This is a genomic window from Candidatus Goldiibacteriota bacterium HGW-Goldbacteria-1 (assembly GCA_002839855.1).
Lineage (GTDB): Bacteria > Oederibacteriota > PGYV01 > PGYV01 > PGYV01 > PGYV01.
On record PGYV01000005.1, the window covers coordinates 191558 to 216224 of the forward strand.

Below are 24667 nucleotides of genomic sequence, written 5' to 3' on the forward strand. Positions count from 1 at the left end.
AAAAGTTTTGATGTTAAAACTCCTTTATTTTTTACGGACTACAAGTACTTCCCTTACAGTATTTGTATTTACATAAGGCTTTATTCGGACTACAAGAGAAAGGTTATTGCTTTTTTTATCCACCGCTATAACTTCGCCGATTTTAATACCCGCCGGAAAAGAAGCGCCAAGTTCGGAAGTTAAAATTATATCCCCAAGCTGTACATCTTCTTCTTTTGGGACGTATTTCAGTTCACAGATGTTATTTCCCGCGCCTATCAGAATTCCCGCCACACCGCTTCGTTCCACCCTTGCGCTTATGCTGCTTTTTACATCCGTTAAAAGTTGAACCATACAGGTGGAAGCGCCGACGCTTGATACCCTTCCAAGCACGCCTCCGGGCGCGAATACGCCGTCGCCCTCTTCCACACCGTCATTTGACCCTTTATCAAGTGCGTAAAACTGAATAAACCCGCTGCCTGTGCTTATGGCATTGGCGGGTGTCCTTACCCTTTTACCGTAAGCTTCATTGTCATTTAAGGATTTTAAACGGCCAAGCCTTGCCAGTTCCGCACGAAGCGACTGGTTTTCCATATCAAGGGCCATATTTTTTTGGGTTAAATATTGAATGTTTTTTCCGGCATTGAAGAGATGTTTTATTGACTTTGCTGTGTCCGTTGTATAAAAAACAAAGTCCCCTGTTTTTTCCTGAACAGAATGGGCAGCCTTTGCAACAGGGGCGGCTGCCCCTTTTTTCCATGCAAATATCCCGGCAATTATGGTAATTACAATAACTGCCGAGTAAAATAACTTTTGTGAGAGTTTAAGCCTTCGTTTCATCTTCCCTTTTTAAGAAGCAATGTGCGTTTCTTCGCCTTCAAAAGAGAGCCTTCTTAAGACGTCAAGCTGCTCTTCAAGCATCTTGCCGGCGCCTTTTACGACGCATTCCTGGGGGGACTCGCCAATGTGAACCGGCACTCCGGTTTCCTCCCTTAACTTCTTGTCGAAATTCCTAAGCTGCGCTCCGCCGCCGGTCAGCACAATACCCTTGTCAATTATGTCGGCCGCAAGTTCCGGTTTGGTCTGTTCAAGCGTAAACTTGATGCCGTCAATTATTTTGGTTATCGGCTCTTCAATGGCTATTGCCATTTCGTCCGAATTTATTCTTATTGTCCTTGGAAGCCCTGTTGTTAAATCGCTTCCCTTTACATCCATTTCTTCTGTCTTGTCAAGTTTAATGGCGCAGCCGATCTGAATCTTTATTTTTTCGGCTGTGCGCTCCCCAACGTGGATATTATATGCTTTTTTAAGATATGCTGTTATGGCATCATCAAACTTATCGCCGGCAGTCCTGATTGAATTAAAAACAACAAGGCCTCCCATTGAAATTACCGCTACTTCAGTTGTTCCGCCGCCGATATCTACAACCATATGGCCCACCGGATCTTCTACAGGAAGGCCCGCGCCTATTGCCGCTGCCATTGGTTCATCAATAAGATAAACTTCCCTTGCGCCCGCCTGAATCGCGGATTCGCGTACGGCGCGCCTTTCAACCGGCGTTACGCCTTTAGGAACGGATATGGCAATTCTTGGGCTTACAAGCGAATGCCTGTTATGTACTTTTACGATGAAATATCTTAACATCTTTTCTGTTACGTTAAAGTCAGCTATAACACCGTCTTTCATCGGCCTTATTGCCTGCACGTCTCCGGGAGTTTTGCCTACCATTTCTTTCGCGGCATTACCCACGGCAATTACTTCGCGGCCTTTGTAAAGCGCCACAATTGACGGCTCTTTTAATACGATTCCTTTGCCTTTAAGATATACAAGCGTCGTGGCCGTTCCAAGGTCAATGGCCATGTCGTTGGAAAACATTCCAAGAAAATAATCCAATATCATTTATTTTTTCCCCTTTCCCTTTACAACTTTCTTAGGCGCTGCCTTTTTAGCTGTTTTGGGGGCTGTTTTTGCGGCTGTTTTTGCCGGCTTTTTCTCTACTGACTTTTTAGTATCCGCCTTTACTGATGGTGCGGGCGCGGAAGCAGATGACCCTTTTTTATTCATAAATTTTTCAAAATCAAATCCGCCCCACTCTATCATTCCCTGAAGGACCACAAGCCCTATTAATAACAATAAAAGCAATACCCCTAAAATTACTCCAACCATAAATAATACCTCCTGAAATATAATTTTTTAATTAAGTGTTTTACCGTTGAAATCAGAAAAATTATAACAAAATAAGGGGGTATTGGCAACCACAAATAAAGACAGCTTACAACTTACAACTTACAGCTTACAACTTACAGCTTACAACTTACAGATTACAACTTACAGCTTACAACTTACAGCTTACAACTTGTTACTTGCAACTTGTTACTTGCAACTTGTTACTTGCAACTACCTACCCTAAAATGTGACATTCACTCCCGCGTTAATGGTTCTGCCGCGCATGGGGTGCTTATTTACCACCTGATATTCCCTGTTATCCAGCACATTATCCACGTTTGCGAATATTGACGCGTTTTCACTTATTATGTGCCTTGCGGACAGGTCGTAAATATAGTATTCTTTCATGTATTCCCCCGCATTATCCAGCCTTGAATCAATATACCTTACGCCGGCGGAGAGTTTTGTATTAAAAGGCAGTTTGAATTCCGCCTTTGCATAAACGCTGTCTTCCGGGCTGTATGAAAGTTTTTTGCCTGTAATAGCGTCCCTTGCGTCAAGATATGAATATGCGCCTGTTATGGTTACAAAATCAAAAAGCGTGAATTCCGCTTCTAATTCCGCTCCAAGTATAACGGCGCGGTCCAGGTTTACCGGAGATGATACATCATATGTCATATACCCATCCGTTTCTGTAACCCACCTTATCATATCCGTCACATCACGGCGGTAAAGCACTATTTTTTCAGACATATTTCCGTCTTTTTTTGTTATTCCCGCCTCGTATGACATTGCTTTTTCCGGCTTAAGCGCCTGATTTCCCTTTGTCGTGCTGGTATAAACACCGTAAAAATCCAGCGTTTCATCCCAGAATAAATCACCAAACGTGGGTTCAGAAAATGCCTGTGATACAGAGGCAAAAACGTCTGTGCTTTCCGCCAGCGCGTATCTTGCGCCGCCGCTGAAACTTGTAACCATGCCATAAACCGAATGCACATCTTCCCTTACCGCGGCTGTTAAAACAAGTTTTTCAAAAAGGTAAGCGGTTGCATTTGTAATCACCGCATGATTGCCTGTTGATTTATTTCCGGTCTTTAAACTTTTGGCGCTTTTATTTGAAAACTCATACCCGCCGTATACATTTACAGGGCCTGCCGTATACGAAGACATTACACTTACCTTTCCTTCGTTTTTAATATGCCTGTCATTCACAAAGATATCGGGATTTTTAAATGCAAGGTCGCCGCCTCTGTAATAACCGCTTACCACAACCTTTGTTTCGTTAAACTTTAATGTCTCTTCCGCGCCCAGCGCGAATATTTCATCAAACTGTTTTGCCAAAGGCGACGGCCCAAACTGATTAAAAGGTATGCCTTCTTCACGCTTCATATAATAACCTGATATTTTTGAATCTATCGCGTCGCCTGAAAAAGAAAGCCTTGCCCCCGCCGAACGCTTTAAAAAACCGGAATTTTCCATATAACCGCTGCTTTTTTCTTCATTGCCTGTTATCGAATACTTAACCCCTGCTATCTTATAATCCGAAGACAGCGAATACTTCTGAAAATCATCAGAACCATAAGAAACTGACAGATCTGCAATTGTCATTTTCTTTTTTTCTTTAAGCAGGTTTACAACGCCGGCTGCCGCGTCAGCGCCGTATATGGACGACATTCCGCCTTTTATCACTTCTATTCTGCCTACCCCGGACATTTCCACCATGTTCAAGTCCACGCCGCCGGTAAAAATATCATTAAGCGGAATCCCTTCATAAAGCACCAGCGACTGTTTGGAAGAAGCTCCGCGCATATTAAGAGAAGATAAACCTTCATAAGGTCCGTATTTTAAAACCGACAACCCCGGAATTTCCGACAGGGCTTCTTCCAGTTTAAGGTAAGCCGCGGCTTTTATTTTTTCTTCAGTTATAATATTTATACTTCTGGTGACAAGGCCTTCGTATTCGGCCATTTTTCTTGCAGTCACCACAATTTCGCCAAGCGAATTATCCGCCGCCGGTGTTGCCGCAGCCTTGGGTTTAAAATCATACAAACCGGTATTCTTGCCCGGCTGCGGCGGAGGCACCTGCTGGATTGCATTATCGCCGGCTGCGTTTCCGCCCTGCGATTCATAAATAGACTGAATGCTGTTGTAATCGTTGGTAAAACCAATTGCCGCTGCCGAAAAAACAATAACCGCTAAAAAAACAAATAATAATCTTTTCATCTTTCCTCCATAAAATTTATATTTTTAAAAAAATATTATTTTTTCCTGTTATCTGATTCCGGGATAACCCGAACCCATTAAAGCCATAAGCTTCTTTAATGTTATTTTCAGACAGCACAACTTCAGGCGCACCTGCAGCCATAACCTTGCCGCCGTTCATCAGTATTACGTTGTCCGCAGTTTCAAAAACCGCATTGATGTCATGCGTAACCATTATAACGGTTCTGCCTTTGTCCCTGTACCCGCGGATTATTTCATAAACCTTTGCCTGATGCCCTATATCAAGAAAAGCAGACGGCTCGTCCAGAAGCATTGCCCCGGCATCCTGTGCCGCGGCGCGCGCCAAAAGCGCAAGCCTCTTTTCCCCGCCTGAAAGCGTCCTGAATTCACGGCTGCTTTTATCCGCCATGTCAGCTGATTCCAGCGCTTTTTCCACCGCTTTTATATCTTCCGGATTTAAAATCCCAAGCGCGCTTCCGTGCGGCCGCCTTCCCATTGATGCTATTTCCTTAACCGTGTAGGCAAATTCCTGTTCTTCAGACTGCGGGACGTAAGAAAATATTCTGCCCTTTTCAGTATTTGATATTTTTTTCATTTCCCTGCCATCAACAGTAATAATACCTTCATGCCTGCCGGCTATTCCGGCAATAAGTTTTAAAAGCGTGGTTTTGCCCGCGCCGTTTCTGCCCGCTATGACAGTCAGAGCGCCTATTGGTATTTCAAGGGACGCAATATCAAGTGTAAAGTCACGGCCATATTTAAAGATTACGGATGAAAGTTTTATACCATTCATACTATTTCACCCTTTTTGCCAGGATTATAAATATAGGCGCGCCAATAAGCCCTGTTATAACTCCCACCGGAAGCTCGCCCGGAAGAAAAATCGTCCTTGCAAGGGTATCGCACACAAGCAGAAACAGTGCGCCAAAAACCGCGGAAGCCGGCAGAAGAAACCTTAAATCCGGGCCTGTAAACTTTCTGACAGCGTGCGGCACCACAAGGCCTATAAACCCAATTACCCCGCTTAAAGAAACCGCGGCAGCGGTTATAATGCTTGCCAGAATAAAATAAAAAAGTTTTAAAAATTCCGGATTAACGCCAAGGGTGGAAGCGGTCTCTTCTCCCGCGGACATTATGTTAAGGTCATTGGCAAAAAACATTCCGGCAGCAAGGGCTGCTAAAAGTATTATTGCCGCACCCTTTATCTGCTGATAATTACTTCCTGAAAGGTCGCCCATAAGCCAGTAAATAACCTTTACTATGTCACGGCTGTTTACCGCGCTTAAAAGCATAACAGCCGAAGACAGCATTGTCCCTGTCATTACACCGGTTAACAGAAGGCGTGATGAATTTACTCTGCCGTCTTTGATGGAAACTGTGTAAACAAAAAACACAGCAAGCATGGCGCCCGCAAACGCCGGCGCGATTATAAAAGTAAAACCTGATATTATGCCAATTGAAGCGCCCAATGCGGCGCCGGAAGAGATACCTGTAATAAACGGGTCCACAAGAGAATTTCTGAAAAGCGACTGCAGCGCCGCCCCGCTTATGCCAAGCATAGCGCCTACGATAATTGCAAGAATAATTCTGGGCAGCCTTAAACCGGTTATTATCATGTAATCGGGAGTCCCCTGATTACCGCCTGCCAGTATGGATAATACCGCTGACGGTGATATCTCTGCCGAGCCGATACATAATGACACGCCGGCAGCGATAATAAGCACGCCAAGCATTGTTATAGAAATTATAATTCCTTTTTTCATTTTAGTGCGTCCTCTTGCAGTAGTATTTTAAGTTCTTCTATGGCTTCCACAACTCTGGGCCCCGGCCTCATTATCCGGTCAAGCGTCTCCCCCGTGACAGCCGTTATCGTCTTATTTTTTCCGGCTTTGGTCGCCAAAAAGTACGGCCTTTTTAAGTAATTTTTTTCCGGATTGTAGAAAAGCAGTATTTTTTCAGGGTTTGCTTTTATTATCTCTTCTTTTGATATTTTCGGATACTCGCCATTGTCAGATGCCACCACATTTTGTCCGCCGGCGGCATTTATAAGTTTTCCGGTAAAAGAATTTTCCGATACAGCCATAAGCGGCTCGCCCCATATTTCTGCGTATACTTTTATTTTATCGCGCTTTAACGATACCGCTTTTTTAAGTTTCTTTTCAAACTCAGCTATTCTTTTTTCCGCTTTCCTGCCGCCGCCTAAAAGCATATTTAGTTTTCTCATATCAGATGCAATTTCAGATAATTCTCTGGGATAAAGGACAATTACAGCCACGCCCATTGATTCAAGCTTGTAAATGGCGCTCTTCTGCACACCGCCGCCGGAGATCACAGCCTGCGGGCCAAGTTTTATTATCTGTTCTTCATCCGGATTCATGAAATCACCGGCTTTAGGAAGCAGCTTTGCCTGCGCCGGGTAGTCGCAGTTCTTTGATACTGCCGCAAGTTTACTTTCAAGCCCAAGGTAATAAATCATCTCTGTATGCGCGGGAGATATACATACTATTTTATTTACCGGCCCTTTAACTTCCACTGTCCTTCCGACATCATCGGTTATTGACATTGAAAAAATTAAAACCGGAGCCGCCAGCAGGCATATTATCAGAACACTTATTTTCTTCACCAAATCTCCTTATTATTTTCTTTACTCTTTAGGAACACGTTCCCTACAATAAAAATAACCGGCAATATAAATCAGTACTCTATGCCCTTTCTTGCCTTTAATCCGGCTTTAAACGGGTGCTTTACCTCTTTCATTTCAGTCACAAGGTCTGCCGCGTTTTTTAATATCTTTCCGGCACCCCTGCCCGTTAAAATAATTTCAGTACCTGCCGGCCTTTGGTTAATTAAACGGATCAGTTCTTCCTGCTTTATCAGTTTAAGATTAATCAGATGAACAGCCTCATCAAGCACCGCCAGCTGATACTTTCCTGAATTTATCTCTTTAAAAGTAAGTTCTAAATCCTCCGCTACCCTTTCTTCAAGGGCTTCCATATCAATATTTTTTTCAAAAAACGGGGACATTTCATCAAACTTCATGTACTTAACATTATTCATACCCTTCAACATTTTTTCTTCACCGGACTCCAGTTTCCCATTCTTTAGAAACTGGCAGAATAAAACCTTTAACCCACAACCGCATGCCCTGACTGCCGCGCCAACAGCTGCCGTGGTCTTGCCCTTCCCATCCCCTGTATAAATCTGAACCAACCCCTTTTTCATATACCCTCCTATCAAGTAACAGCTATCAGCTGACAAGTTACAGCTGATAACCTGCCACCTGTCAACTGCAACTTGTTACTTGTTACTTGTCACCTGTCTTTAACTAAATTCCCTTCAAATGCTCCCTTATTTCTTCCCTGTCCTGTTTTGATAAATGAGAGATGCTGTTAAAAAGAGTTACAAAATAGGCGTTTCTTTTCTCATTAAGATGAACCTCGGAAATTGACGCGTTATACATCCTTAACCTTTTATAATTTTTCAGTTCCAGAACAAGCGCAAGTATCCCTCTTACCACACCGCCATGACATACAATTATGATATTAGCCTCTGCTTTGTTTTCCTTAATTACCTTTAAAAATCCCTTTTTTATCCTTTTAAAGAAACTGTAGTCAATTTCCACACCGTAATCTTCATCCCTTAAACCGGATTCATATTTTTTTCCTTCCAGCTGCCCATAATTGCGTTCACGGAATAGCCTGTCTTTCTGAATCCTGCCTTTGAATCCCAACACGGATTTTATCTGTTCTGCTGTCTGAACGGCACGCATAAGGTCACTTGAAATAATAGCGTCTATCTTTTTACCGCAGAATTCTTTTCCTATGCGCTTTGCCTGTGACAGCCCTTTTTTGTTAAGCGGTATATCTGTATGTCCCTGAAATAAAAGCCGCCTGTTCCAGTCGGTCTCGCCGTGCCTTACAAGGTATATATTCATAATTTTCTCCGTATAAAATAAAAAAACCCGGCATCGCGCCGGGTGAAATTTCATAATATCTTCTTCCTTTTGCGCGAAAGTACTTCCCGTTATGGCAGTGGACCGGGCTCGCCTTTTGGGCTTTACCGTTGCGCGACAGCGCCCCGAATCTAACGGGGACTTCCTCTGCTAAAACGTCTTGTGTATAAAAGTTATCACATATAAACGCCGGTGTCAACCCGGGCTTTTTTAGATGCTTGGACGCTTGGAGGATTAGATGCTTGGTCAAATTCTAAATCAACTGCCGCGGGCTGAAGACCCTCGTCTACCTATGTCAAAACTATAATCACGGGATGCGCAGGAGCACGTCCCCTACAAAAACAAAACAGAGGCGTAATATATTGCGCCTCTACAATTAAGAACAAAACATAACTTCCTCTACAAATAAAAAAGCCCCGGATTTCTCCGGGGCTTTGGATACTTTAAAATTAAAAATTAGTTTCCGTCGTCGCCAATTGCCGATGACGGGCAGGAATCCATTGCTTCTTTGCATGCCGCTTCCTGGTCAGCTGTCGGCTGGGCGCTTACAAATGCATATGAGCCGTCATCTTTTAATTTGAAATTATCCGGAGCCATTCCTTCGCATATCCCGCAGGATGTGCACTGATCATCAACGTAATACTTGCCCGCGACGTTGTCCGCGTTCTTTGCTGCTTTGTTTGCCATTTCTTCTTCCTCCTTGAAATTTAAAATATGTTAATGCCTTATTATTTTTTTACCGTCTGTCATATCTATGACAGTTGACGCTTTTCCTCTGACTATCTTATCAAATTGAATACAAATATCAACATTTTTTAAAAATTCTTTATCGATGTCCCTGAATTTATCCGGAGTTGCCGCGCCGGAAAAATTGGCAGAAGTGGCCGCAAGCGGGCCATTTAAACCATTTATTATTGTGTTTATTATATCCAATTCAACAAGCCTTATCCCTATTGTTTTATCAATAAAATCCATTTTTTTTACACCTTCGGGTTTTGCTTTAAATATAAGCGTATAAGGGCCTGGAAGTTTTTCTTTAAGAAAACGTTTTTGACTATTGCCAATGCCGGCAAGTTCACGCATCTGTTTCAGCGAAGAGACAAATACCTGAAGGGGCTTTGAAAAGTCCCGCCCTTTTAAATCATATATTTTTTTTACGGCTTTCTTATTTTCCGCAGAACAAAAAACCCCATAAACTGTATCCGTGGGGATAACCGCAATTCCGCCTTCTTTAAAAACATTTATTACCTGTTGAAGCTGTTTATCGGACAAAGAACCTTTTATTACCTTTACTATTTTCACTTATTCTCCGGATTGATTGTTATATTAACTTCCGGACAGCGCAGGAGCGCTGTCCCTACAAAAACATCTGTTTTCGCAGGGGACGTGCTACTGAGCGTCCCGCAAAACAGTTTTCTGACAATCTAAATATAAACTTTTTTTACCCGTCTATTTTTATTTTATATATACGCCATGCCTGCAGATTTACTTTTTACCCTTCAAATATCCTTTAATCCCAGACTTCTGAAGTTTTTCATCTTTTTCTTCAACAGATTTAGCAAGTTTCTTTTTGTAATCGGCCAGTTTCTTCTTCAACTCCGGGTATTTAACCGCAAGTATCTGCGCTGCAAACACACCCGCATTAACCGCGCCCGCTTTTCCTATTGCCATGCATCCCACAGGAACACCCTGCGGCATCTGCACCATTGAATATAAAGCGTCAAGCCCGTTTAACGAACCGCCCGCCATAGGTACGGTTATTACAGGTTTTATAGTCTCTGCCGCCATTACACCGCCAAGATGCGCTGCAAGACCTGCCGCAGCAATTATTACTTCGCACCCCTTCTTATCCGCTTCCGCCAAAAACGCTTTTACCTTTGCCGGCGTCCTGTGCGCGGAAGTTATGCTTACAAACGATTCTATGCCAAACTGTTCTAAAGTATCAACCGTTTCATTCATTGTTGTTAAATCACTGTCACTTCCCATTACTATAGCCACTTTCATATCATTACCTCCTGATTTCTTTAACAAAATATAGCGCCTTAGCGCCGTAAGCAATTAAGCTATAGCGAAAATCGTAAACATAGAGGCGTTCGCTTCTGCTTATCTGCTTTTTGCTTAATTGCTTAAGTTCTTTAGTCTTTAGTACTTCCCCGCTCTTTTCCCTATATCCCGCCTGAACTGCGCGCCTTCAAAATTTACTTTTCCAATTTCATCATAAACCTTTTTAATCGCGCCATTGATACTTGTATCCATCGCGGTTACGGCAAGCACCCTGCCCCCGCTTGTCACTGTTTTATTACCGTCCTGCTTTGTACCGGCGTGATAAATTGCCATATCATTACGGCCGTCAAAAGAATCCAGCCCTTTAATCTCTTTGCCTTTTTCATATATGCCCGGATAACCTTTAGCGGCCATTACCACGCATATTGCAGCTTCATTATGAATTTCAAGCTCTATCTCATTTAACTTGCCTTCCACGCACGCCAGGAAAACGTCCACAATATCGCTCTTTACAAGCGGCAGCACCACCTGGGTTTCAGGGTCGCCAAAACGCACATTGTACTCCAGCACTTTTGGGCCGTCTTTTGTTATCATAAGCCCGGCGTACAGGATGCCTTTGTACGTAATGCCTTCGCGCTTAAGCCCGTTCACCGTAGCGGCAAGAATTTCCCTTTCAATCTTTTCAAGCATGTCCGGTTTTATAAGCGGAGTGGGCGCGTAAGCCCCCATACCGCCGGTATTTGGCCCTTCGTCGTTGTCAAAAATTCTCTTGTGGTCCTGCGACGGCGGAAGCGGTATTATGGTCTGCCCGTCAGTAAACGCCAGTATGCTGGCCTCTTCGCCTTCAAGAAATTCTTCAACTACCAGCCGCGAACCCGCTTCACCAAATTCTTTTTTTACCATTATGTCATTTACCGCGGCTATTGCTTCCTGTTCATTTTTGCATATCAGTACGCCTTTACCCGCCGCAAGGCCGTCAGCTTTTATCACTAACGGATATTTTTTATTATTATCTATGTATTTAAGGGCGGGTTCCACTGAATCAAACTCGCCAAATTCCGCTGTGGGTATATTATTTTTTTTAAGCAGGTTTTTGGTGAATATTTTGCTTCCTTCCATCTGCGCCGCGTCTTCACACGGCCCAAAAATCTTAAGTTCATTTTCCGTGAACAGGTCAACAATCCCCGCCACCAAAGGGGCTTCCGGCCCCACTACGGTTAAGTCAACCGCGTTATCTATGGCAAAGTTCATGAGCCCGTTTAAATCATCCGACAAAATATCCACATTCTGCGCCACCCTTGCGGTGCCCGCGTTGCCCGGCGCGCAGAATATTTTTGTAACCTTTTTGCTTTTGGAAATACTGGTGCAAATGGCGTGTTCCCTGCCGCCGCTTCCTATTACAAGTACTTTCATTTTTTCCTCCAAATTATCATATCTGAATTATACCTTCCAGTTATACATTTCAAACTGCCTGTCAGGAACGTGTATTATGGCAGAACCCTTTTCAGGTATGCGTTCAAGTTCCGCGCCATCCTTATAAATCACAGCTGTAAACTTTATTTCACCCGGGTATTTTATCCCCCTGAAATTTTTGTAAGGTACAGCAGCTTCAAAAATTCCGTCAGCCGCGCACCTTACGCCTTCGCTTTCCACATTTATGGATTCAAACACGCGGCCGCGGGTGTTAAATTTAATCCGCGAGGAATTCTCGCCTTCAGTAAATTTTACGTCTATTTCAAGCCCGCTGTCTTTTTTTATTCCTTCATCGGCGTCCATGCGCAGATAAAGTTCATCGTTATTAAAGCCGTAAGAGAGCCGTTTAATAAACTTCTCAATTTTATGCATGGCGCCGCCTTCTTTTGAAAGGTCAAAATACCCCGCGCCTTTCCATTCAAAAAAGTGAGATACCCTGCCGTTGATTTCGGGATAAATAAACCTTGTAGGCGTAACGTGAAAAGCCGCGTCCACTTTTGATATCGGGACAAACAGTTCATCCGGTATTACCATGCCGGTAATGTTATATATATTCATCAGGTGAAGCCTGTAAAGATTATCAAATTCGGAGTCATTTTTGGAAGAATGGTCGTCTCCGTACCACCAGTTCCAGTCGCTTCCTTCTGCTATGTAAAGCGCTTCCCACGCCCTTTTTAATTTATCGCTTTCCCCGGGATGTTCTTTTTCCCAGTTTACAAGCGCTTCCCTTGACCGCTTTAAAAGCTTCCATGACTTTCTGTCATCTTCGTGGCCAATCCAGATATGAAAATCATGGTTTATCCAGGAACCCGGCCATAATTTTTTTATTTCGGGCGCGTCTTTCCATCCCGCTATCATATCGCCAATGGTTGAAGTGATTATGTCTTCGGTTTCGGAGAGTTTTGTATACAGCGCGTTTAAAAAGTCTTTTCCGTCGTTATTGTAATATTCCCAGCAGTTTTCTCCGTCCAGAATTATATTGATGCAGTTGGGTTCCTCCGGAAGCGATTCTTTAATTTTCTTCAGTTCATTTATAAAGTGATCCGCGGCTTCCTGCGGATTCCACAACGCGTATGAAAAACCTATAAGATCGGAAAGTTTTAAACTTCTGAAAACCATATCCACACGGCCGCTGTCAGTATTAAAATAATGCGGTTTGTATATCGTTTCCTGTTTGAAATCCTCTCCGGAAATCCATCGAGATTTGTAAAGAATTTCCTGATCGGTGGCGCCCCATTTAATTCCGTTTTTTGCCAGAAGGTTAAGGACATCTTTGCTTACAGAACCTTCAGACGGCCACATTCCTACAGGACGTCTGCCGAATTTTTCGCCGATGTATTCAAGCCCTTTTTTTATCTGCGCGTCTGCGTCTTCCGGATGCGAGAATTCAAAATCCAGCGGAAGCCCTTCCATGCAGGTTTTTGCCGTTTTCACATCATAGACCAAAGGAAGAATGGGATGGTAAAAAGGCGTCGTGGAAACTTCTATCCTGTTTTCATTCCACGCCTGCGCGTATTTTGGTATTATCAATTTTAAGATATCTATATGCCTGTCAAGGACGTGATTCTTTTCTTCTTCCGTAAAATTCTCGCCCTTCTGTTTAATCACGTTAAGCTCCGGAAAAATTTCCATAAAAACAGGGTCAATCCAGGTCAGGTTAAACCACGTCTGAACATCGCGCATTTCCTGTTCCGTAAAGTTTTTATGGGTTTTTTTAAGCTCATCAGGGTGGGAATTTTCACCCCTTTTTTTTAGCAGGTACTTATACCGCGGATAAGGAAATATCATTGTATCCCAGTTGGCCATAAAAAAATTAAACAGTATGAATATCCTTTCGTCGTCGTTTAATTCAGAAGGTTTTTTTCTGGTCATGTCCATAAATATATCGGTTGTCCCGCCTATGTATTCCTCTATCTGCAGTATCAGCGAAGGCACAAGGTTAAAATTCTGCCTTATTTTAGGATACTTATCAAGTATGGAAACCATGTCGTAATAATCCTTGACCCCGTGCATTCTGACCCACGGCAGTATAAACTTGTCGGTTTCAACGTTTTTATAATATGGCTGGTGCATGTGCCATAAAAATGTAAGAAAAAGCGGCTGTTTCAAGCTTATTACCTCCAAGCATTTTAAGAACCTGTTAATTATAATATATATATAATATAAAGACAATTATTATCCCAAGCGATATTCAGTGATAGTTTTCATTTGTTTTTATGGGCTTATTTTTTTATAAATTACCACCCTGTCTTCCTCTTTATCAGTCCAGAACAGGTGGCGCGACGGGAATTCGGAATTCTCATCGTAATTATCCGGATAATCAATGGTTATCATCTGATACTTATTCCTGTCCATCTTCTGCCGTATATATTCCGCTGTCTTTTTATCCTTCTCTTCCATTACATGTTTTCTTATAATCACCCAGTCTGCTTTATCCGGCAGAATCTCCCCTGTCAGTCCGCCTTTTACAGACATCTTTGTATAAAGTTTAAGCGGAAGGTCGCCATAAGTTATAAGGACAGTATCATCTTCGCTGCCGTTTTCATTTAAGTACTTTACCATGCCTTCAACCGGGCCGTCATAATCATGGGTAATTTCATAAAAATACTTAGGCAGGCTTCCCGTCCCTAAAAAAATAAGGGTCAAAAAAACGCCTATATAAAACTTTATGTGAAATGCCGGCGCCAGAATTAAAGCCGCTATTATTGCCATAACCGGTACCGCTGCCGCAAGATTCCTGTAAAACGGGGTGTGCCCCGCCACAGACATAAATAAAATACTGAAAAACACAAAGGTTATAAGCAGAATTAAGCCGCTTAAGTATTTTTTACCTTCAGTACCCAGTCCGTTTTTTACCTTTTTACGAATAAAAAAATAAATGACAACAAGAGCCAGAAGCCACCACGGCAGAAGCTCGCCGTCAATATACGCGGAATACATTCGCGCCGATTCTATTATATGCGGCAGTTTTAAAAGACCGGGATGTGCCCCGCCTATGTTTAAGCTGTATATGGTTAAAAGAAACGGTATATTCAGAATCATTGCCGCTATGGACGTTATATAAAGCATCATCGCCTTTTTTTTATCAAAGAAAGAAACATGCGACAGGCATACTGCGATAACCACAAAAAAGTATACGTATAAAGTATGAAAAATACAGGTCAAAGAAATAAAATAAAGAATTAATGACATTTTTTTGCCTTCAAGATAACGGGCGTAGGCAAAGAGCGCCAGCAGGCAGAAAAACATCTCCGGCGAGTAATAGCGGGACATTCTGCCCATTATCAGAAACGGGACATATAACGCAAGTATAAACGAGGCTAATGCCGCTTTTCTATTACTGTTAAAAAGCTCTTTTGCCAGAAAATAAGAAAGCAATACTGAAGCCAACGCGAAGAGAGCAAACGGAAGCCTTGCCGTAAAATTACTGAATCCAAATATTTTAATAAACGGCGCCGTAACATAGAACTGCATCCACGGATGCCATTTCCAAAGGTAATTGTCCCCATATTCCACCCCGTCAGACTGCGAATAGAAGTTTTTCCCGTCCGTACCGTAAGGCAGCCCTTTTTCCACTACAGTCTGCGCGATTAAAACTGTCTGCGCTTCATCCTGCCACATGTACCGGTTGCCAAGATTGGAAAAAAGCATAAAAGAGGCCAACAATGTGAGTAATATTAAAAAAACAGGTTCATTGAATTTTATATCGGGCAGTTTAATTTCCGCGTTCAGGTTAAGCTTCAAAATAACTCTCCCTGTGTTTTATCCTTACTTTTATTTTTTGCGGTTTTGGGTTTAACTGATTTTACCGCATTCTTCTTATCCTGTTTTATCATTTCAAGAAATTCCATTTCATCAACAACCTTAACCCCAAGCTTTTTTGCCTTATCAAGTTTAGACCCTGCCTGCGGGCCCGCCACCAGGTAATTTGTATCTTTGCTTACCGAAGAACTGACCCTGCCGCCAAGTGATTTCACTATATTACCCGCTTCTGTGCGGGAATATTTTACAAGTTCCCCAGTAAACACAAATACCGCGCCATTTAAAACATTATCCGTGATACGCTCTTTAAGGCGTGTAGTGTTAACGCCGGCTTTTTCAAGTTTCTTAATCACTTCCTTAGTCTCCCTGCGCTTAAAAAAATCAGCTATACAGCCTGCGACAACAGGCCCTATTTCATGTATCTGCGACAATTCATCGGCAGAAGCGCCGGATAGTTTATCCAGCGTGTCATAATTATCAGATAATATTTCCGCAGTGCGGGTTCCCACGTTGCGGATACCAAGCGAGTATATAAGCCTGTCCAGTTCCCTGCCCTTAGACGCTTCAATTGCCTTAACCGCGTTTTCAGCCGACTTTTGGCCCATGCGTTCCAGGCTTGCAAGGTCAAATATGGTTAATTTATAAAGGTCAGCATAGTCGGAAATCATCTTTACTTTTAAAAGCTGCTGAATGATTGCAGGGCCCATGCCGTCTATGTTCATACCGTCACGGGATGCAAAATGAATTACGCTGCCTTCAAGTATTGCCGGGCATTTAATATTGATGCAGCGGCGCACAGCTTCATCTTCATACTTAACAACCGCTTCATTGCATACAGGGCACTTGTCAGGCATTTTAAATTTTTTCAAACCTGCAGGCCTTTGTTTAATTACCACATTAACAACTTCCGGGATTATTTCACCGGCCTTTTCAACTATTACAAAATCCCCTTCGCGTATATCCTTGCGTTCCACTTCTTCTTCGTTATGCAGTGTCGCGCGTTTTACAGTTGTGCCTGCAAGCTGTACCGGTTCTAATTCCGCCACAGGAGTAAGCGCACCTGTTCTGCCCACCTGAACAGTAATTGACTTAAGCTTGGTCATTGACTGCTCTGCCCTGAATTTATATGATATTGCCCAACGCGGGCTTTTTTGGGTCATGCCCAGTATTGCCTGCTTGTCAAACTCGTTTACTTTTATTACCATGCCGTCAATTTCATAAGGAAGTTCGTTGCGGCGTTTTTCCCATTTCGCGCAGGTTTCTATCACTTCATCAATATTTTTGCAGAGGGTGACATTTTCATTAACCGGAAAACCGGCACCTTTTAATTTTTCCAGCGCTTCCCACTGTGTCTTTATTCCATATTTGGCAGCATCTGCCAGATAATACGTAAATACCGCCAGTTTACGCCTGGCTACCGCTTTGGGATCCAGCTGTTTTAATGTGCCGGCACATGAATTACGCGGATTGGCAAATAACGCTTCGCCCTGCGCCTCGCGTTCTTTATTTATCTTTTCAAACTGTTTTTTGGAAAGATAAACCTCGCCTCTGACTTCAATATTTTCCAATTTTCGATTATCAATTTTCAACGGCAAACTTATTATTGTCCTCACGTTTGCCGTCACATCATCCCCGCGCTCTCCGTCGCCGCGCGTAATGCCGGCTTCAAAATAACCATTCTTATAAATAAGCGCAATTGCCACACCGTCAATCTTTAATTCAACGGTATAGGTGTACTTCTCGGTTATCTTTTTTACGCGTTCGTCAAATTCACGCAGGTCTTCGGGATTGTATGTGTTATCAAGAGAAAGCATGGGTGACTTGTGGGCAACGGTTTTAAACCCGTCAATAGGCGCCCCGCCGACGCGCTGTGTGGGGGAATCTTTTGTTTTCAGCTCCGGATTTGCTTCTTCAAGGTCAATTAATTCTTTCATAAGCCTGTCATATGCCGCATCAGATATCTCCGGCTGCGCGTCTATGTAATACCTGTGATTATGGTATTCAAGCTGTTTTTTTAACTCTTCCGCCCGTTTTTTATCTGTCATGTTTTTTCCATTCCATCCTTATCATTTCTTCATACAAATAATAGTTATCACAACCGCCTCATAACCACTAATATATTTCGTTTTCATTTTTTACCCGCAGTCTTAACAATGTAATAACCGCCCGTCTTTGGGCTTCCTATAAAAACTATCATTTTTTGCTTTTTTAACTTCCTCAATCGCTTTTCAAGCGTATCAACGGAAACCCCAAGCGCCGAAGATATCATAGGCACTCTCTGTCCTTCGTTTTTTTCTATATATTTAAATACAGATTCAAGATCATTTACTCCGCCATTTACTGGGACATTTACTGGAACATTTACTGGGACATTTACTGGGACATTTACTCCGCCACTTTGATTTAAATCCTTTTTATTTCAGCTGAGAATTTTTTTATCTCGGCAACCCAAAATATATTACTTATTCTCCTCAAAGAATTCCTTTATCTGCTTCTCCCTGTCGGGGTGTTCTTTGCTGAACCCCCCGTCCTGGTTGCAGCGGAGGCACTTTGATTCAAGTTCCCTTATTTCTTCATACATCTCTTCAATTACTTTTCTTATCGGATCAGGAAGGTCGCCGTGCATAAGGTCAGATTCCGGTTTTTCGCCGCCTGAACGCGCTACAACTCCCGGAACACCGACAACGGTGGAGCCGTCCGGCACGTTATGAATTACGACAGAACCTGCGCCTATCTTTACATTATTGCCTATATTAATATTGCCCAGCACTTTTGCTCCCGTGCCCACAACAACATCATTTCCAATTGTGGGATGCCTTTTGCCTTTTTCTTTGCCGGTGCCGCCAAGGGTAACTCCCTGATATAAAAGCACGTCATCGCCTATTATCGCGGTCTCTCCTATTACCACACCCATACCGTGGTCAATAAAGAACCTTTTTCCTATTTTTGCTCCCGGGTGGATTTCTATCCCGGTAAAAAACCTGTTAAAAGCGGATATCATCCTTGGGATAAACGGTATTTTTATACTGTGTAGAAAATGGGCTATCCTGTGGGAGATTATAGCGTGAAGCCCGGGGTACATTAATACCACTTCAAAAACATTCTTTGCGGCAGGGTCTCTTCTAAAAACTGTCTTTATATCATCCACAAGAAACATATAAATCCTCCGTATATGGGTTGTATTTATTGTGATTATATCATAAGAAAGGACCCTTTAAATAAAAAAAACCACCGGCTTAAAAGCCGGTGGTTTTTAGGCAGTTTAACTTTTAATAAGCTTCGTATGTCATAACAGTTCTCATCGTCATCATTGGCATTCCGGAAAGCGACTGGGTTGCATTAATCTCTATTGGCAGATCCTGCGCGTTATATGTGTAATATATATCCATATTCATGGACATCCCCATAAACGACATAACAGAATGTACCTCGGCCGGATTTCCTGCCGCATTATAGGTATAAGTTGTAGTGCCGGTAACAGTATCCGTACTGTCATACGCTGTGGCCAATGTCATTTTACCTGCCGCGTTATAATCCATAATGGTATACGAATACAACGTACTGCCCATATATGTTTCTGACCTTGTCATAAGGTTGGAAGCATTATATGTATTCACCATCCTTGAAGAGAGCGTTGTCCCCGAATAGCTTTCAATTGTAAGCACAGAACCGGCGGCATTATAAGTCTTTACCTCTGACGTCTGAATTACACCCGAAGCATTATAGATATCCGTCCTTATAATATTATTCGCGGCATCATACAGATAAGTCGTGTACTGCATAAGATTACCCGCGCCGTCATAAACATCCTGCCTTACAACTTTACCGCCTGAAAGTGTTGGAACTATTTCTTGTATCAAGATGCCCGAATCATCATAAACTAACATATTTGAAGTATTTCCAATATAATCAAACCCCACGCTTGACGTGGTCGAAACCGAGCCCGCGCTGTCATACGCTGTTACAGATGCAGCCGTAGGAGTCAATCCGCCCGCCCCATAGGAAAACGTCATTGACATCCCTATAACACCCGAATTGGATATATCCATAGTTTTAAGTCTATAACCGCTTCCCGTTGTATTTGTGGCCGTATAAGTGGCTGTTGCGGATAATGTGTTCGTGGAAGTATGTGTATTAGTCGCCGTATAAGACGCCGTGACAGAACCCGTGCTTGTGGCGGTCGCGGATGCAGCAGGTGAAAGCGTGATATTAGAAGTCGGAACCCCTGTCGCCGCTTCGATTACCGGTTCTTCAACAGCAGCCGGCGAAACGTGTTTTGTGCACGAAACAGCTATAAAAGACAAGACAATAAAAGAAAACACCCAAAAATTAATGATTTTTTTCATATATAACCCTCCCTGCTTATTGTAATTATTAACCGCCCTCCCGGTTAATAAGGATATTATAACAAGTTCATTTTACCATTACCACACTATATTTTCGTTTTTATGAACTTCCCTGCCAGATAAAACGACCCGCCTATTACAACCACTCCCCTTCCTTTTATCTTACGCGCAAGGGCAAATGCTTTATCATTGTCCGGTTCAAGATATGATTTTAACCCTGCTTTATCAGCAAGTTTTTTTATTACAGAGGGATCTTCCGCCCTATCATTATTAATAGCAGTTATGACAAGCTGGACATTTTTGTATTTTTTAACACTCTGCAGGACAGACTTTATATCTTTATCCTTTAACGCAGAAAAGATATAAGTAACTTTTCCGGCGAGCATTTTTGCAAGCGCGCTAAACATGGCATCAACCGCTTCCGGGTTGTGTGCCACGCTTACAAAAGTATCTTTTGATATCTTCTGCAGCCTGCCCGCAACCCTTACCCTTTCAACCGCCTTAACCGCCTTTTTCATATCAACATTAACATCCATACTTCTTATTATTTCTGCCGCAGCAAGTGCCATTGCCGCGTTCTGCGCCATTACATCTTCGTGCATTAACAGTTTAATCATAATAGGCCGTTTATTTTTAACATCTTTCAGCTTTGCATTTATCCCTGAAATATTATGGCTTATATTTTCAACTTTAAAATAATCCTCCGGGAAAAAAGCGATCTGTCCAAAACGTTTCTTAACATGCTTTCTTAAATTATTATCTTTAAGGTTAAACAGCCCGGCGCCTTTTACAATCTCTTCTTTTTCTTTAAGAATCTTTAAACAGGTATTGCCCAGCAGCTGCGTGTGTTCAAGCGAGACAGATGTTATTACAGAGAGCAGTTTTGCGGCGTAATTGACGTTTGTCGCGTCATATCTTCCGCCAAGGCCGGCTTCAATAACCGCTATTTCCACCCCGCACTCCCTGAAGACAAGAAATGCCAGCACAGTCATAAATTCAAAATAAGTAAGATACGTGGAGTTTTTCTTAATGGTTTTTTTCAGCAGATTTACATTTTTTGATAAGATATCTTCAGGCGCGGATTTCCCGTTTACGGCAACCCTTTCCCTGAAATTGTTAATATGCGGCGATGTGTATACGCCCGTTTTATATTCCGAAGCCCTGAATATCGCTTCAATAAACGCGGCAGTTGTGCCTTTGCCGTTGCTGCCGGCTATGTGAATTACCCCAAAAGCGTCCTGCGGATTATCCAGTAATGCCAGAATATTTTTTATTCTGCCAAGCGAATAATCAAATTTAAATTCATTAAGCGATGAAATATAACCGTCAATATCTGTCATTTTATTATAAGGTTATTCAGGAAACCTTTTTTCCTTTATACCTTCCGGCGCCCGTCATTTTTGAAAGCGCCATGTGAATGGTGTTCTTCATGTCTTTTCTTTCGGTTATTATGTCTATCATGCCGTGTTCCAGAAGGAATTCAGAACGCTGGAAACCTTCCGGCAGTTTCTGCCTTATCGTCTGTTCTATTACCCTGGGCCCGGCAAACATTATAAGCGCTTCGGGCTCCGCTATGTTTATATCCCCAAGCATGGCAAAAGACGCGGTGACGCCGCCGCCTGTGGGGTCTGTCATTACAGATATAAAAGGAAGCCCGGCGTCTGACAGCCTTGACAGCGCCGCGGATATCTTTGCCATCTGCATAAGCGATATAATACCTTCATGCATCCTTGCACCGCCGCCTGAAGCCGACACTATAATCACCGGAAACCTTTTTTCAATTGCTGTCTCGCATAACGACGTAAGCCTTTCTCCCATAACAGAACCTAACGAACCGCCCATAAAGGAGAAATCCGTGACTCCCAGCGCCACATCCATATCGTTCATCTTTCCCGTTCCGGTTATTACCGATTCTGTAAGCCCGGTTGCTTTCTTTGATTTTTCAAGCTTATCTTTATACTGCGGAAACGACAGGTAATCCACAGGCGTAACATCTTCAAACATTATATTAAAAGTACCGCTGTCAATAAGCATTTCCACGCGTTCTTTTGCGGTTACCCTTTTGTGCTGTCCGCATTTGGGGCATACGCTTAAGTTATCCGAGAGTTCTTTTTTAAGCACTATGGAATCGCAGCGGTCGCACTTTACCCACATGCCTTCCGGTATCTTTGTCTCTTTTTTCTCCACGTTCCTTATAATTGTGTATTTAGGCCTGTGAAACCATGCTGCCATTTTAAATTCTCCTTTTACTTTTTAACTTTTTTTGAAAAATACTTTTTAATTGCCTTTATCGCAACCGCCACAATTTCCGGGTCAAACTGCGTGCCGGAACAGTGCTGTATTTCCTGAATGCAGGTTTCAAGCGGAAGCCCTTTTCTGTACGGCCTGTCTGTCAGCATCGCGTCAAGCGTGTCAGCGATGCTGATTATCCTTGAATGCATGGGTATATCTTCGCCTATAAGGCCCGCGGGATAACCATTGCCGTCAAACCTTTCGTGATGATGCCTGATTACCGGCAAAATATCCTTAAGCTGAGGTATCGGTTCAAGTATATTTGCGCCTTCATCAGGGTGTTTTTTGATTTCAAGAAATTCCTGTTCGGTTAATTTTGCGGGCTTTCTAAGTATGCTTTCATCCACGCCTATTTTTCCTATGTCGTGAAACAGCGCGGCAATTTTCAGTTCTTTTAATTCCGCATCCGGAATACCAAGCGCTTTGCCTATTTCCATACTGTATGTGGTGACGCCGTCAGAATGATGCCTTGTATAGTTGTCTTTTTTGTCTATAGTTTCCGCAAGGCACTTGATGGTGTTCATAAACATGTCCTGCGTTTCGGTGTAAAGTTTTGCGTTTTCAATTGCTACCGCCGCCTGATTGGCAAGCGCTTCAAGCAGGTTTTTATCGTCTTCGTTGAAAAAATCCCCGCCTTTTTTGTTGATTACTTCCATTACACCCACAAGTCTCTGTTTGGTCTTAAGAGGAACCGCAATTATAGATCTTGTCTTAAATGTGGTTTTTTCATCAGCTTTTTTAAAAAACCTTGGGTCATTCTGCGCGTCCGCTACAAGCACAGAGCGGTCTTCCCTTGCCACCCATCCCGCAATACCTTCGCCTATCGGAACCCTTATGTTTTTTATTGTTTCTTTTTGGGCTCCTGTTGCTGACGCAAAAACCAGTTCATCCCTTTCAAGCAGAAGAATAGAACCCGCTTCCGCTTGAAGCATATGTGTGGACGCGGCAAGCATTTTATCAAGCAGAATATCAAGTTCAAGCGTTGAATTTACGTATTCAGTTATACCCATAAGATGTTCAAGACGTTCAATTTTTTCCTTATTGTCCGTTAAAAGCCCCGCGTTTTTAACAATAGCAGAAATGTAAGGCGTAAAGATAAGCAGCGTTTCAAGGTCTCTGTTATCAAACGCCTTCCCTTTCTTTTTATTCAGCATTTCAATAACGCCAAGTATATCGTGGTCAAATTTAAGAGGCGCGCACATAATATTGCGTGTCTTGTATTTTAAATTTTTGTCAAAACGGGTTGTATGCCTTTTATCAGCTGCAGCGTCCGGCGTAATCATCGGTTTTCCTGTCTGTGCAACCCAGCCGGCAACGCCTTCGCCTATGGCAAGCTTGAACTTTTTTATCTGGGATGCTTTGCCGCCTTTGGCAGATGCAAAATACAGGGCGTTTGTATGTTTTTCCACAAGCAGTATGGATCCGGCTTCGCTTGAAGTGGCATCCATAACAGTTGATAAAAATCTGTCCAATATATCGCTAAGTTTAAAATCCTTGGCTGTTATTTCGGATATTGCCTGCAGAATATTAACCTGCTTCTGCAGGACAATAATTTCCGCGCGCAGACTGTCAACTTCAGATACACCTTTAGATGCATTGACAGCAGGCTTTTTTGACTTTACACTCTCATACTTGTTTGTTTTCTTCCTGCTTTTTGGCATCCGTTTCCTCAATTTTTTATCAAACTAAGAATTCAAGCATTTAGGAATTTTTTCACAAACATCTCTGCTTTTTTCAACATCACACTCTTGTTTTTGCCGTATTTTTCACAGAGCGAAACAAAAGCGCTTCCAATTATTACTCCGTCTGCTATTTTAAGGATTTCTTTAGCCTGCGATGGTTCTGAAATACCAAAACCGGCAAAAACAGGCAATTTCGAAAGCTTTTTCAAATACTTAAGCAGTTCAAACCCGACAATACTGCTTTTTGCGCTGCCGGTTACGCCTTTCTGAAGGATATAATACACAAAACCGCTGCTTTTTTCCACAATTTTTTTGGCGCGCTCCCTTGTATTTGACGGCGCCGCAAGGTAAACAAGGTTAAAATCATGTTTTTTGGCGTAAGAATAAAACTTTGGCTCCTCGTCAAACGGCAAATCCGGGATAATTGCCCCGTCTAATCCCGCTTTTAACGCGCTGTCCACAAATTTTTCCGGCCCAAAGTGATATATAAGGTTATAGTATGTCATTGCCACTATAGGTATTTCTATCCCTTTTGCCCTTACCCTTTTAACAATTTCAAGGCAGTCCTTTATTGTCACACCCCGGCTTAACGCCCTTTCCCCGGCTTTTTGAATAACCATCCCGTCCGCGATTGGGTCAGAAAAAGGTATGCCAAGTTCCACCAGCGAAACCCCGCTTCGTGCCAGTGTTATTATTAAATCTTCTGTTTCTTTTATTCCGGGATCACCCGCCATTAAATAAATAACAATTTTTTTGCCTTTAGACTTTAACATCTCCATCCTGTTCAT

The 24667-nt window shown here is 42.7% G+C and carries 23 protein-coding genes; 1 reads left to right on the top strand and 22 read right to left on the bottom strand.

Annotation, left to right across the window (positions count from 1 at the left end):
* Positions 1-24: 24 nt before the first annotated feature.
* Genes mreC through CVV21_06810 form a run of 3 tightly spaced genes read right to left on the bottom strand, consistent with a single transcriptional unit; the run spans position 25 to position 2145 of the window.
* Entirely contained in the window at positions 25-819 is a 795-nt protein-coding gene (gene mreC, locus CVV21_06800) for a rod shape-determining protein MreC (protein PKL91728.1), read from the bottom strand.
* Positions 820-828: 9 nt separating this feature from the next.
* On the bottom strand, positions 829-1878 hold the full coding sequence (locus CVV21_06805) for a rod shape-determining protein (protein ID PKL91729.1): 1050 nt from the start codon (positions 1876-1878) through the stop codon (positions 829-831).
* The gene (locus CVV21_06810) at positions 1879-2145 is read right to left on the bottom strand and encodes a hypothetical protein (GenBank protein ID PKL91730.1); all 267 of its coding nucleotides are present in this window, start codon (positions 2143-2145) and stop codon (positions 1879-1881) included.
* Positions 2146-2216: 71 nt separating this feature from the next.
* Here CVV21_06810 and CVV21_06815 point away from each other — a divergent pair, with 71 nt between their 5' ends.
* Complete coding sequence (locus CVV21_06815; protein PKL91859.1) at positions 2217-2396, top strand: hypothetical protein; 180 nt, start codon at positions 2217-2219, stop codon at positions 2394-2396.
* Here CVV21_06815 and CVV21_06820 read toward each other — a convergent pair.
* The 19 genes from CVV21_06820 to CVV21_06910 all read right to left on the bottom strand — a co-directional run bounded on the left by CVV21_06820 (position 2386) and on the right by CVV21_06910 (position 24667).
* Positions 2386-4368 carry a hypothetical protein gene (locus CVV21_06820; protein ID PKL91731.1) on the bottom strand — a complete coding sequence of 661 codons (1983 nt, stop codon included), beginning with the start codon at positions 4366-4368 and terminating at the stop codon, positions 2386-2388. The two genes, CVV21_06815 and CVV21_06820, sit on opposite strands and share 11 nt — an antisense overlap.
* A gap of 16 nt (positions 4369-4384) precedes the next feature.
* The gene (locus CVV21_06825; GenBank protein PKL91732.1) at positions 4385-5161 is read right to left on the bottom strand and encodes a hypothetical protein; all 777 of its coding nucleotides are present in this window, start codon (positions 5159-5161) and stop codon (positions 4385-4387) included.
* Position 5162: 1 nt separating this feature from the next.
* Positions 5163-6131 carry an iron ABC transporter gene (locus CVV21_06830; GenBank protein PKL91733.1) on the bottom strand — a complete coding sequence of 323 codons (969 nt, stop codon included), beginning with the start codon at positions 6129-6131 and terminating at the stop codon, positions 5163-5165.
* On the bottom strand, positions 6128-6991 hold the full coding sequence (locus tag CVV21_06835; protein ID PKL91734.1) for a hypothetical protein: 864 nt from the start codon (positions 6989-6991) through the stop codon (positions 6128-6130). Before CVV21_06835 ends, CVV21_06830 begins: the two co-directional genes overlap by 4 nt.
* 71 nt (positions 6992-7062) lie before the next feature.
* Complete coding sequence (locus CVV21_06840; GenBank protein PKL91735.1) at positions 7063-7590, bottom strand: hypothetical protein; 528 nt, start codon at positions 7588-7590, stop codon at positions 7063-7065.
* A 103-nt stretch (positions 7591-7693) separates the two neighbouring features.
* Entirely contained in the window at positions 7694-8356 is a 663-nt protein-coding gene (locus tag CVV21_06845) for a hypothetical protein (GenBank protein PKL91736.1), read from the bottom strand.
* 420 nt (positions 8357-8776) lie between these two features.
* Positions 8777-9007: a ferredoxin gene (locus CVV21_06850; protein ID PKL91737.1), complete on the bottom strand. Its 231-nt coding sequence runs from the start codon at positions 9005-9007 to the stop codon at positions 8777-8779.
* 30 nt (positions 9008-9037) lie between these two features.
* Positions 9038-9622, bottom strand: coding sequence for a threonylcarbamoyl-AMP synthase (locus CVV21_06855; GenBank protein ID PKL91738.1), 585 nt, complete (start codon positions 9620-9622; stop codon positions 9038-9040).
* 183 nt (positions 9623-9805) lie between these two features.
* Entirely contained in the window at positions 9806-10324 is a 519-nt protein-coding gene (gene purE, locus CVV21_06860) for a 5-(carboxyamino)imidazole ribonucleotide mutase (protein ID PKL91739.1), read from the bottom strand.
* 138 nt (positions 10325-10462) lie between these two features.
* Positions 10463-11737, bottom strand: a complete 1275-nt coding sequence (locus CVV21_06865; protein PKL91740.1) for a phosphoribosylamine--glycine ligase — start codon at positions 11735-11737, stop codon at positions 10463-10465.
* Between the two features lie 27 nt (positions 11738-11764).
* Complete coding sequence (locus CVV21_06870; protein ID PKL91741.1) at positions 11765-13906, bottom strand: glycoside hydrolase; 2142 nt, start codon at positions 13904-13906, stop codon at positions 11765-11767.
* A 105-nt stretch (positions 13907-14011) separates the two neighbouring features.
* A complete protein-coding gene (locus tag CVV21_06875) occupies positions 14012-15541 on the bottom strand; it encodes a hypothetical protein (GenBank protein ID PKL91742.1) in 1530 nt (509 codons plus the stop codon).
* On the bottom strand, positions 15538-17604 hold the full coding sequence (locus CVV21_06880; GenBank protein ID PKL91743.1) for a DNA ligase (NAD(+)) LigA: 2067 nt from the start codon (positions 17602-17604) through the stop codon (positions 15538-15540). Before CVV21_06880 ends, CVV21_06875 begins: the two co-directional genes overlap by 4 nt.
* 413 nt (positions 17605-18017) lie before the next feature.
* Positions 18018-18722 carry a serine O-acetyltransferase gene (gene cysE, locus CVV21_06885; protein ID PKL91744.1) on the bottom strand — a complete coding sequence of 235 codons (705 nt, stop codon included), beginning with the start codon at positions 18720-18722 and terminating at the stop codon, positions 18018-18020.
* Between the two features lie 106 nt (positions 18723-18828).
* Positions 18829-19905: a hypothetical protein gene (locus CVV21_06890; GenBank protein ID PKL91745.1), complete on the bottom strand. Its 1077-nt coding sequence runs from the start codon at positions 19903-19905 to the stop codon at positions 18829-18831.
* 86 nt (positions 19906-19991) lie between these two features.
* Positions 19992-21245 carry a hypothetical protein gene (locus tag CVV21_06895; GenBank protein PKL91746.1) on the bottom strand — a complete coding sequence of 418 codons (1254 nt, stop codon included), beginning with the start codon at positions 21243-21245 and terminating at the stop codon, positions 19992-19994.
* Positions 21246-21261: 16 nt separating this feature from the next.
* The gene (locus CVV21_06900; protein ID PKL91747.1) at positions 21262-22137 is read right to left on the bottom strand and encodes an acetyl-CoA carboxylase carboxyl transferase subunit beta; all 876 of its coding nucleotides are present in this window, start codon (positions 22135-22137) and stop codon (positions 21262-21264) included.
* Positions 22138-22151: 14 nt separating this feature from the next.
* Positions 22152-23858, bottom strand: coding sequence for a hypothetical protein (locus CVV21_06905; GenBank protein ID PKL91748.1), 1707 nt, complete (start codon positions 23856-23858; stop codon positions 22152-22154).
* A 32-nt stretch (positions 23859-23890) separates the two neighbouring features.
* Positions 23891-24667, bottom strand: a complete 777-nt coding sequence (locus CVV21_06910) for a tryptophan synthase subunit alpha (GenBank protein ID PKL91749.1) — start codon at positions 24665-24667, stop codon at positions 23891-23893.